This window comes from Candidatus Binatia bacterium (assembly GCA_035631035.1).
Taxonomy (GTDB): Bacteria; Eisenbacteria; RBG-16-71-46; order SZUA-252; family SZUA-252; genus DASQJL01.
Genome location: DASQJL010000066.1, coordinates 1 through 10,106, shown reverse-complemented (window position 1 = coordinate 10,106; position 10,106 = coordinate 1). Strand labels below are relative to the sequence as shown.

Sequence of the window (10,106 nt, the reverse complement as noted above, 5' to 3'; positions counted from 1 at the left end):
TCCGTGCTGCGACGTCTGGTACAGCTCGAACTGGTTCGACGGAAGGTTGTAGACGCGCATCTTCGCGACGTCGGCGTGGCACGAGGCGCAGAGCGTGGGAATCGAGCGTCGGGCGGGCACGCCCCGGAAGTTCCCCTTGTGCGCTCCCTCCACCGTGAGCGCGTCGGGATCGCCCCCGTGGCACGAGGTGCAGGCGATCCCCTCAGTCTTGTGGACCCCCTGCTCGTACTTGACCCGGACCTCGGAGTGGCAGACGCCGCACATCTTGGAGGTGACGCCCGCTTTCGATCCCGGCGGAACCGCACGCGCGGGCGGGTTCGTCTCCTCGTGAGAGACCGGGGTCGGCGGAAAGACGACGCCGGCGTCGGCGGCCGTTGCGCGGGCAGCGGTGGCCGCGGGAGGCACGGCGGCGCGCGGGATGGCACTCGCGGGAGCCGGCTTGGAAGCGGCGGACCTGGCGGGCGCCGGTGCGGGCGGAGCCGCCTTCTCCTGGGTCGGCGCTGTCACAGCGGCCTTCTCCGGCGCCGGCGCGCCCGCGGCAGCCTTCCCCGCCGTGGAATCGGTCGGCTCGCCCCACGCCACGCCGCCCCATGCGCAACACCACGCGACCGCCCCAACCACGACCGCGATCCGCGCGCCCGTCCGCACGACCTTCCCCGCGCTCACCGCCGCACCTCCAGCATCCAGCCGATCAAGGTCAGGAGCACCCACACGGCGAGCACCGCGTAGCCGACATTCCGGAACAGCTTCCGCCGCCGCTCGTCGGTGACCGTCCCGCGATCGATCATCGGGACCAGGATCACGGCCAGCAGCACCGCCTCGGGCAGGATGCCCCGGACCGGCCGCGGCACCCACGCCGGGAACGCCTCCAACAGGGCGTGGGGCGCGAGGAGGTACCACGGCGGGCGCGCGTTGGGGGGCGTCGTGAAGGGATCGGCGGCGACGTCGAAGGGATACGGCGCCAGCACGGCGAACGTGAGCAGCGCCCCGACCATGAGAATGATGAGCAGGATGAGGTCGTAGGTCACCACCTGGAGCGCGCGCGGACCGACGGGGGTCGGGGCCGCCCCCGAGCCGGACGGCTCGTTGCGCGAGAGCCCCACCCGCCGCACGCTCGAGAAGTGGAGATAGAAGAGCCCGATCAGAAGCAGCGGGAAGACCACGACGTGCAGCACGTAGTAGCGCGTCAGCACCAGCGAGTCGAGACCGCTACCGCCCACGAGGAACGAAGTGAAGGGACCGAGGATCGGCAGCGCATCGGTCACCTCGCGCGCGCGCACGGTCGTCCAGTACCCGCGCGCGTCCCAGGGCAACAGCCGCCCCGTCAGGTCGGCGATCGCCGCGGCCACGAAGGTGAGCACGGCGACGACCCAGACCACTTCCCGCCCCTGGTGGTAGAGCCGCGCGAAGAAGAAGCGGATCACCCGCGCCGCCAGGAGGATCAGGAAGAGCACCGCCGCCCAGTGATGGACCTGATGCGTCAGGTTGCCGAACGAGATGTCGCGCGCGATCAGCGTCACCGAGGAATGGGCCACGTCCGCCGTGGGCTGGTAGTAGAACGCGAGCATCGTCCCGGTGACCGCCAGGATCACGAACAGGATGAAGGAGAGGACGCCGATCACCTGGGGCCAGCGCGCGTACGAAGGGAGCGGCTGCGCCATCGCCTCGCGCAGCGCTTCCTTCAGCGGCTTCCTCGAGTCCAGCTCCACGGGGAGCAGACCGAACACCGTGAGGAAGGAAACGATCTCCGTCAGATTGACACGGGCTTCCAGCCAGCCGAGAAGGCCGCCGCGATTCCTTGGCACAGGATCTCCGCTCAGGTGTGAATGACGATCTCGTCCGCCCGGACCTCGGCGGAGAATTGCTGAAGCGGCTTCTTCGGCGGGCCGGAGAGCACGTTGCCGCCGCGATCGAACGCGCCGTCATGACAGGGGCAGCGGAACGTGCCGGTGTCGCGGTTCCACCGGACCACGCATCGAAGATGGGTGCAGATCGCCGAGACGGCCACGACCTGCTCCTCGGAAACGCGCACCACGTAGACCGGATCGGTGCCGTGACGCACCAGCCGGGCATCCCCCACGGCGATCGACGACATCGGTCCCCCGCGGAGGATCTTCTCGCCGGGCCGGTTCTCGGGCGACGGAGCTTTCAGGAAGGAGGCGGCCATGCCGGCCGCCGCGGGGGCCCAGAGGGCGAGAAATCCGCGGACCAGCCACACGAGGGCGCCGCGACGTTCGGGGTTGGGCTCCTGGCCGGCGTCCTTTTCGCTCACGGTCGAACCTCCGGGTCCGCTTCACGCTCGCGCCGGATCCTCTCCAGCTCGAGCGGGTGCTCGTCCTCCATCTCCTCTTCGGTGATCGTCCCCTTCAGCCACGCCAGGTTCATCGGGTAGACGTCCGGGTTGAAGATCACGAAGTAGATGTGCCAGACCAGGATCGCCAGCGTCGCGAGGATCGCCTCGTAGAAGTGGATCGAGCGCGCCGCGTCCCAGCCCAGCTTGGTCAGGAGGGCGATGAACGGGTCCTGGAACCAGAGGATCACCCCCGTCCCCGCCATCACGACCGTGCCCCACACCAGCGCCCAGTACTCCGACTTCTCGACGTAGGAGAAGCGGCCGAACTTGGGACGCTGACGGGTGAGGCCGGCATAATAGCGCAAGGCGCCGATCACGTCTCCCAGGTCCGACGGACGCGGCAGCATGTCGCGGAAGAACTCCCGCCCGCGCTTCGTGAACGCCAGGTACCCCAGGTGGAAGAGCGAGGCCGCGACCATCGCCACCCCGGCGACGCGATGGATGACCGCCCGGGCCTCGAACAGGTTGTGCCAGATGTGGCGCAGCTGCTCCACCGGCCAGGATTCGGGATAGCGCAGCATGAAGCCGGTCAGCACGAGGACGGTGAAGCTCACGAGCAGGGTGGCGTGCTGGGCCCGCTCGCTTCCGGTCATGCGCACGTAGAGCGCGCGGCTCTCCGGCTCGTGTGCCGCCGCCAGCCCACGCCGCACGCGCAGCTTGTGCTGCGCCTTGCGGAAGAAATCGAACAGGTTGTGCAGGAGCATCCCGCCCACGACCCCGACGATCAGGATCGTGTAGATGAGCCCGATCCAGTAGAGGAGCGGCTCCTTCGAGCGCGTGACCTCCAGGTGCACCTTCCCTCGAGCGAACGCCGCGGTGGCGCCCGAGTGGCACTTGCCGCAGGTGACCGTGAGCCGGGCGGGGTTGATCCGGCTCCGCGGGTCGCTCGAGGGAAGGATGTCGTGCGCGCCGTGGCAGGAAGCGCAGTTCGCCGCCGAAACCTGCCCGCCACGGATCGCGAGCCCGTGGAACGAATCGGAGAAGGTCTGGAAGCGGTCGCTCTTGATGCCGTACTTGGTCGCGAGGCGCACCGACGAGTGGCAGGGCGAGCAGACCTCGGCCGAGACGTTCCCCGGCGCGACCGGCGACTCCGGCGCGTCGGCCTTCTTGATCGTGTGCTCGCCGTGGCAGTCGGTGCAGACCGGCGTGTCGGGGTTGCCCTTGGCGATCCCCTGGCCGTGCACGCTCGTCCGGTAGACCTCCGCAATCTTGTCATGGCAGCGGCCGCAGGTGTCCGGGATGTGGAACTTCTCCGTCCTCGCGGACGGATCGAAGCCGCGCGCCATCTCGTGGCTGCCGTGGCAGTCGATGCAGGTCGCCGCCTTCGCGTTCCCCCGCCGGAGCTCCTGCCCGTGGATGCTCGTCTCGTAGGCGCGGATGAACCCCGTCTGTGGCCCGACGCGCGCGCGCACCGCGGGATCGTCCAGGTGGCAGTGGAGGCAGAGCTGTTCCTGCGCCAGCTTGAGACGCGCGTCGCGCTGACCGCGCGCGCGGGCCGCGGTGACCGGGAGGCGGTGGCAGGAGAGGCAGGTCGGCGCCGAGCGCTCGCCGCGCGCGGCCGCGCGGCCATGCGCGGAGGTCTCGAAGTGCGCGACTTCCTCCCGATGACAGCGCGCACACGCGGCGTCCAGCGACCGCGCGCCGGCCGGCGTCGTGACGGCGCCCTTCTTCGGAACGTCGTGATCGCCGTGGCAGCCCTGGCAGGATCCGACGGTCCCCGCCGCCTTCGCGAATGTCGTCTTCGCGTGGAAGACGTGCACGGAGTCGGCGTTCATGTGGCAGCGGCTGCAGTCGACCGGCACGGGGCGCGCGCGATGCGGCTGCTCTTCGGGGTTGATCCCGGCGTGGCACTGGATGCACGCGACGCCGGCGTGGGCCGAGTGCTGGAGTACGGCCCGGTCGATGTCGAGCTTGACCTTCCGCCCGCGGACGACGGCGCTATCGAGGTTGGCTCCGGTGTGGCACTCGATACACACGGAGTCGGGAATGCGGGCGGGGGTTGCCGCGCCGGCCGGCATCCCGGCGAGGAGGGCCGCGACGGCCGCGAGGCCCGCGACCAGCGCGAGCGCGACCGCGCGCGCGACCGAGACGGGGAAGCAGATACAGCGCGGCGCCCAGGGACGCTGCCTTGGGCGCCGCGCGCTCGTCATATGACGGTTGGCCAGGGGTCGAGGTTAGTGGGCCGCCTCTTCCGTCCCGCCTCCACGCTTGTATCCCGCGGGAATCCCGTGCGCGATCTTGGTGCTGTCGGCGGCGAAGTCGAAGGCCTTGAAGCTCGGGCTCTTCTCGTTATGGCACTGGACGCAGCGCTCCTGGGTCGGCATCACCAGGCCGTACTCCTCGGCCTTGAGCGACTTGTCCCGGATGCCCGACATCGTCTTCATCTTGATGTAGTCGGATCCGGCGCCATGGCACGACTCGCAGGTCACGCCGTCCTCGGCCACGTAGGTCGCCGCGAAGTGATCGGCCGCCTCGCCGTAGCCCGTCTGGTGGCAGGAGAGACACTCGGCCGCCTTCTGCGGATCGGCGATCCCCTTGGCGGTGGCGATCTTCTTCGCGTCTTCGCTCGCCAGGGTCGCGAACGCCTTGGAATGCTTCGATTCCGTCCAGTGGGTGAACTGCGCCCCACCCTTCTCCGAGTTGTGGCACATCTTGCACTTCTTCGCCCCGACATACTGGTGCGGGGCAGGAGCGGCCGCGGCGGCATCCTCAGCGCTCGCGACTCCCCAGAAGCCCAGTGCCAGCACGCCGGCGCACACCGCTCCTGCGAGCGTCGTACCGAGTCGTTTCATCGAACCCTCCCTGTGGAAACCACCACGTTTGCTCTGACCACACCAATCATCGTCGTGTCGCGCGCGCCAGTCTACGCGCTCGCAGGCGCAATCGGAGTGGTACCTAGGTAGCAACGGAGCGGCTTAACGCCGCTTCGAATCGAGAGGTTGGAGAACGAGCGGGTTGCGGGCCACGTACAGGCCCACCTGGAGCCGGTCTTGGAGACCGAGCTTCTCGAGGATCCGGCCGACGTGCTTCTTCACCGTCGGCGCGCTGATGTTGAGGATGGAGCCGATTTCCTTGTTGGAGCGCCCGGCCGCGATCAGCTCGGCCACTTCCAGCTCGCGTCCCGACAGGGGCGCGGGGGCGCTGCCCGCCGAGCCGTTGCCGGCCAGGGCGTGGCGCATGATCGCGGTCGCGGTGCCCGCCTCGTACCAGGCGTTCCCCGAGGCCACCGTGCGCACCGCCCGGAAGAGCTCGTCGGGGGTGGCGCTGCGGCGGATGGTGCCGGTCGCTCCCTCGGCCACGGCGAGCTGCAGGCAGTCCGTGCCCTGGGTGCAGGTGGTGGGAAGCTGCCCGGTGTCGGTGCGCTTGGAACCCGGAGGATTAAGCACCAGGCAGTGCCCTTCGGCGCGCTCGGCGATCGCGAGCACCGGCGTCTCGGGAGACACCGCATGCACCGAAGCGATCGGGGTGCGCCCCTCCGTCGCCTGGAGCCGCATGGCGAGAATGAGCACGGAGGGATTCATCTCGCGGCACATGGCGCCCGCCTCGCGAACCGACGAGGCCTCGCCCACGATCTCGAAATCGGGCTGGGAGCGCAGAATGGAAACCATTCCGGCCCGGTCCATCGGATAATCGTCCGCAAGGATGATCCGCACGCGGCGCATCGACGGCGGCTTCTTGGCGGGCGCAGCGATCGCTATCCGCCTTTTCGCCTTGGGCTTGGCGACGGTCTTACGCTGGGGTCGTCTGGAGACTGCCATTACGTCATATGGTATACGAGGGTAGCATCCGCCGCAACGATTGATCGTTTAGGCGGCGCGTGACGGTCCCGAGGGCACCCCGGCCATGATGTTGCTCGCTCGAAATCTGCGAAGGACCTTCCTCCGCTTCCAGGAGCACGAGGGCGCCCGGAATGCGGCTTCCATCGCATTCTTCGTGCTCTTCTCGGCGGTGCCTTCGGTCGCGCTCCTGCTTCTCTCGATCGGCTGGACGATTCACGATCCGCACGAGCAGGCGCACCTTCTCGGGCACATGCTCGAGCTCTTGCCGGCCGGTTCCACCCAGAACCGCACGATCCTGCTTCAATCGGTCGAGGCGATCCGAAAGGCCAGCGCGGGGATTTCCGTCATGGGCGCCCTGGGGCTCGCCTGGTCGGCGCTCGGGATGATCAGCGCCACGCGGTGGGGCTTGAATCGGGCATGGGGCGTCAGCTCCCGGCGCGGGTTCGTGCGGGTTCGGGTGCGCGACTTCATGACCGGCCTCGGGATCTGGGCGCTCCTCGTGGTCTCCGCGGCGAGCACGGCGGGTCTGCACGTGCTCCTGGGCGAGCGGGAGATCCCGGCGGGTGGGCTGCCGGCGGGACCCGACCTGGTCTGGGCCACCGTGCAGTGGAGCATGCCCGCGCTCCTCAGCTTCGCGGGGTTCTTCTTCGTCTACTGGTACGTGCCGAACGTGGCGCACCGCATGCGCGACGTCCTCCCCGCCGCGCTCGTCGCGACCTTCCTGTTCGAGGTCTCGAAGTACCTGTTCGGGCTGTACGTCGCCGTCATCGCGAGCCGCTCCTCCCTGTTCGGAGCGCTGGGAGGCATCCTCGGCTTCATGCTCTGGGTCTACGTCTGCTCGGCGATCCTCCTCATCGGCGCGGAATTCGCCTCGGTCTATCGCAATCGCCGCGCCGAGAAGCTGGCGGGGGCCGCGTGAGGGCCCTGCGCCGGGTTCTCCTCGCGCTCGTCCTTGTGGCGGGCGCGGGCGCGCTGGGATACGCCGTCTACGTGGGCGCGGCCTGGACCCGGTTCGGGCGCGTCAAACCCCAGGCGCCTCCCCCTCGAGCCGTCGTATCGATGGATCGCTTCCTGCCGCAGTACGACGTCTCGGAACGGCACCAGATCGGGGTGAAGGCGCCCGCGCCGGTCACCTACGCCGCCGCGCGCGAGGTCGACCTCCAGCGCTCTCCCCTGGTGCGCGCCGTCTTCGAATCGCGAAGGATCCTCTTTCACAGCGAGGGCCGCGAGCTGGCCCGCCGCCCCTTCCTGGATCAGGTGCAGGGGATGGGCTGGGGCCTCCTGGCCGAGGTGCCGGGGCGCGCCATGGTCTTCGGCGCCGTGACGCGGCCGTGGGAATCGAACGTGAAATTCCATCCGCTCCCGCCGGCGCGATTCGCGGCGTTTCAGCGGCCCGGCTGGGCCAAGATCGTCTGGACGCTGGAGGTGGATCCCGCCGGCGAGGAGCGCTCACTCTTCCGCACCCAGACGCGCGTGGCCACCACCGACGCGAGCGCGCGGAAGCGGTTCCGGAAGTACTGGGCCACGATGTCGCCCGGGATTCTCCTCATCCGGCAGCAGGTGCTGGGGCTGGTGCGAAGCGACGCGGAACGGCGGGCGCGGGACGGGAGGCGCGAGCCCGCCGGGTAGTCGTCGTGCTATGATTCTCCCGACGCGAGGCATGGTGCCCGCGTCATGACGACCCGCCGGGAGCCCTCCCGACTTCGGAGAGCACGGCCCCGGCGCGTGGAGGAACATCCCTATGTGCCGTCCCGCCGTTCATGCGGCGCGCGCCCACTGCGGTTCCCGCTGGGGCGCCAGCCAACCCTGGTCCGACTTCTCCCACCACCACTACCCCGGCTTCGGACATTCGCCCGGCCTCGGCGTCCGCCGTCCGCTGCGCTTCCTCGCGTGGAAGCTACAGCTGGACGACGCGCAGATGAAGCAGGTCGCGGCGATTCTCGATCAGCTGAAGATCGAGCGCGCCCAGGCCGAAGTGGACGACCGCCGGGCGGTCAGCCTGCTGGCCGAAGCCTCCGAGGGCGATGCGTTCGATCGCGCCAAGGCGGACGAAGCCGCGGCGCTCCGAACGAAGAGCGCCGATCGCGTCCAGCGGAAGGTCGTGGAATCGATCGAGCGTCTGCACGCCCTGCTGCAACCCGAGCAGCGGGCGCGGCTCGCCTATCTTCTGCGAACGGGAACGCTGGTGATGTGAGTTAGGGAAGCTGCGACTGCAGAAAGACGCGGTAGGGGCCGTACACGTTCATCCAGGTGCGGCCCCCCGTCTTTTTCTCCCAGGGGCCGCGGTGGAGCTGAACCGAGCCGCTCTTGCTGGAGACGCGGACCCACTGCTCGGCGTCCGGCGCATTGAGATCGTCGCCTGGGCCGAGCTTCATCGAGTCGGGCTCGATCAGGTGTCCCGGCTCCCACGCATGGTGCGCGCCCTGCGTGTTCATCATCTTGAGCGTGCACTTCGTGTCGTCGACGACGGCGGTCACCATCTTGTCCGCGCGGGACGTCTTGATCTTGACGACGGTGCAGCCGTTCGTGACCTTGCAGGTCGCCTCGACCTTGACCGTCTTGGCGGCGGCCTCGGCCTTGGCGGTAGCCTCGTCCTTGCACGCGAACGCCAGCGCCGGGCATAGACCCACCACCAGCGCGCTCACGGCCAGAACCCGGGTTGCGGCGGACATGGACCAAGTATAGACCGGAACCCCGGGCACCTGGGGAGGCCCAAAAAGCGGAGATTCAGAAATTTTTTGGGGCCCCGACCAGATCCGCCACCGTCACCCCCCGGAGTCCCCGGCGCCCCATCTCCCCGAGAATGACCCCCAGGGCCTCGATCGTCTGGCTCCGGTCGGCACCGCCGAAGGGACTGCCGTCGTGGAGGATCAGGATCGAGCCCCCCGTAAGCCGGCGCAGCACCCGAGCGGCGATGCGGCCGGCGCCGGGACGGTACGGGTCATCGGGATAGACGTCCCCCAGCACCGGCTCCAAGCCCAGGCCCCGGATGAAGCGCGCCTGGCCGGGGGTCATGAACCCGTACGGGGGGCGGTAGAAGCGGGGGGAGGTCCCGGTCGCGTCCTCGATCGAGGAGGCGCAGCGGCGAACCTGCTTCCGCATGGCGCCCGGCAGGAGCAGCGGCATCGGCCAGTGCGTGTCGCCGTGGACGGCGGCCTCGTTTCCGGCCTCGACGACTCGCCGGGCCAGGCCCGGGCGGCGGCGCACGTGCCCCCCCAGCATGAAGAAGGTCGCGCGCGCGCCATGCCCGGCGAGCACGTCGAGGACGGCATCGGTGGCGTTGGGATTGGGTCCGTCGTCGAACGTGATCGCGAAGCGGTCCGGCGCCTCGTCAACGCTGCAGAGGAGATGGCCGCGCGCCCAGCTCGAGAACCGGCGTGTATGCAGGATCGACATCGGCGACCTCCAGGGCGTATTCGAGGAGCGCCGCCACCCGGCGCTCGAGCCATTCTTCCTCCCGGTGCGCCCGGCGGACAAGACTGGGATGACGGAGCGCGATCCATCCCAGGCGCCACCGCTCCATCCACGCGCGCGCGCGCGGCGTGTAGGCGAGCGCGCAGGCGCCGAGCAGCGCGGAGACGGCGAGCACACCCGCCGCCATCTCGGGGCGCATGCCCCACCGGAAGAGAAGGGCCCACCCCAGAGCGACGTACCCCGCGGCGAAGAAGATCGCGCCCGCGGCGATCCGCACGAAGGCGACCTGGGCCGATGTCGTGGCGATCCGCCGCGTGGCCAGGTCGGTCAATGCCGCGGGCAGCGCATGGATCGTCGCGCCCGCGATGGCGGGGAGGGCGCCCAGGGCGGTCATCGCGGCGGAGATCGCGGCGCGCGCGGGCGAGCGGCGCGGGCGCCGCGGGGCGAGCGCGCGATCGGAGACGCCAAGCGCACGGCGGATCCGTTCCTGCGCCAGCGCGCGGCGCTCCAGCCGCCGGAACGTCTCCGGGTCCTCGCGCTCCAGGTCCTCGAGAGCGCGT

General features: G+C 69.7%; 12 protein-coding genes. 3 read left to right on the top strand and 9 right to left on the bottom strand.

Annotated features, from left to right (window positions below):
- The 6 genes from VE326_07275 to VE326_07250 all read right to left on the bottom strand — a co-directional run.
- Nucleotides 1-666 (bottom strand): hypothetical protein (locus VE326_07275; GenBank protein HYJ33008.1); only part of this gene is annotated, 666 nt, incomplete at its 3' end.
- A complete protein-coding gene (locus VE326_07270; GenBank protein HYJ33007.1) occupies nucleotides 663-1,805 on the bottom strand; it encodes a cytochrome b N-terminal domain-containing protein in 1,143 nt (380 codons plus the stop codon). The genes VE326_07275 and VE326_07270, both read right to left, overlap by 4 nt.
- Nucleotides 1,806-1,816: 11 nt before the next feature.
- On the bottom strand, nucleotides 1,817-2,272 hold the full coding sequence (locus VE326_07265; protein ID HYJ33006.1) for a Rieske (2Fe-2S) protein: 456 nt from the start codon (nucleotides 2,270-2,272) through the stop codon (nucleotides 1,817-1,819).
- A complete protein-coding gene (locus VE326_07260; protein ID HYJ33005.1) occupies nucleotides 2,269-4,503 on the bottom strand; it encodes a cytochrome b/b6 domain-containing protein in 2,235 nt (744 codons plus the stop codon). Before VE326_07260 ends, VE326_07265 begins: the two co-directional genes overlap by 4 nt.
- A 24-nt stretch (nucleotides 4,504-4,527) precedes the next feature.
- Nucleotides 4,528-5,145 carry a cytochrome c family protein gene (locus VE326_07255; GenBank protein HYJ33004.1) on the bottom strand — a complete coding sequence of 206 codons (618 nt, stop codon included), beginning with the start codon at nucleotides 5,143-5,145 and terminating at the stop codon, nucleotides 4,528-4,530.
- A gap of 123 nt (nucleotides 5,146-5,268) precedes the next feature.
- Entirely contained in the window at nucleotides 5,269-6,015 is a 747-nt protein-coding gene (locus VE326_07250) for a response regulator transcription factor (GenBank protein HYJ33003.1), read from the bottom strand.
- Between the two features lie 181 nt (nucleotides 6,016-6,196).
- Between VE326_07250 and VE326_07245 the strand changes: the two genes are divergently transcribed.
- From VE326_07245 to VE326_07235, 3 genes are all read left to right on the top strand, one after another.
- Complete coding sequence (locus VE326_07245) at nucleotides 6,197-7,051, top strand: YihY/virulence factor BrkB family protein (protein HYJ33002.1); 855 nt, start codon at nucleotides 6,197-6,199, stop codon at nucleotides 7,049-7,051.
- A complete protein-coding gene (locus VE326_07240; GenBank protein HYJ33001.1) occupies nucleotides 7,048-7,761 on the top strand; it encodes a hypothetical protein in 714 nt (237 codons plus the stop codon). The genes VE326_07245 and VE326_07240 overlap by 4 nt, the downstream gene beginning before the upstream one ends.
- Nucleotides 7,762-7,873: 112 nt before the next feature.
- Nucleotides 7,874-8,326: a Spy/CpxP family protein refolding chaperone gene (locus VE326_07235; protein HYJ33000.1), complete on the top strand. Its 453-nt coding sequence runs from the start codon at nucleotides 7,874-7,876 to the stop codon at nucleotides 8,324-8,326.
- Nucleotide 8,327: 1 nt separating this feature from the next.
- Here VE326_07235 and VE326_07230 read toward each other — a convergent pair whose 3' ends face one another.
- The 3 genes from VE326_07230 to VE326_07220 form a co-directional block, all read right to left on the bottom strand.
- The gene (locus VE326_07230; GenBank protein HYJ32999.1) at nucleotides 8,328-8,804 is read right to left on the bottom strand and encodes a hypothetical protein; all 477 of its coding nucleotides are present in this window, start codon (nucleotides 8,802-8,804) and stop codon (nucleotides 8,328-8,330) included.
- 55 nt (nucleotides 8,805-8,859) lie between these two features.
- Nucleotides 8,860-9,528 carry a polysaccharide deacetylase family protein gene (locus VE326_07225; GenBank protein ID HYJ32998.1) on the bottom strand — a complete coding sequence of 223 codons (669 nt, stop codon included), beginning with the start codon at nucleotides 9,526-9,528 and terminating at the stop codon, nucleotides 8,860-8,862.
- A partial coding sequence (locus tag VE326_07220) for a hypothetical protein (GenBank protein HYJ32997.1) occupies nucleotides 9,464-10,106 on the bottom strand: 643 nt, incomplete at its 5' end. The genes VE326_07225 and VE326_07220, both read right to left, overlap by 65 nt.

Coding starts and splice junctions, on each gene's coding strand:
- VE326_07260 (HYJ33005.1), bottom strand. CDS start 4,503: ATGACGAGCGCGCGGCGCCCAAGGCAGCGTCCCTGGGCGCCGCGCTGT.
- VE326_07255 (HYJ33004.1), bottom strand. CDS start 5,145: ATGAAACGACTCGGTACGACGCTCGCAGGAGCGGTGTGCGCCGGCGTG.
- VE326_07250 (HYJ33003.1), bottom strand. CDS start 6,015: ATGCGCCGCGTGCGGATCATCCTTGCGGACGATTATCCGATGGACCGG.
- VE326_07245 (HYJ33002.1), top strand. CDS start 6,197: ATGATGTTGCTCGCTCGAAATCTGCGAAGGACCTTCCTCCGCTTCCAG.
- VE326_07235 (HYJ33000.1), top strand. CDS start 7,874: ATGTGCCGTCCCGCCGTTCATGCGGCGCGCGCCCACTGCGGTTCCCGC.
- VE326_07230 (HYJ32999.1), bottom strand. CDS start 8,804: ATGTCCGCCGCAACCCGGGTTCTGGCCGTGAGCGCGCTGGTGGTGGGT.
- VE326_07225 (HYJ32998.1), bottom strand. CDS start 9,528: ATGTCGATCCTGCATACACGCCGGTTCTCGAGCTGGGCGCGCGGCCAT.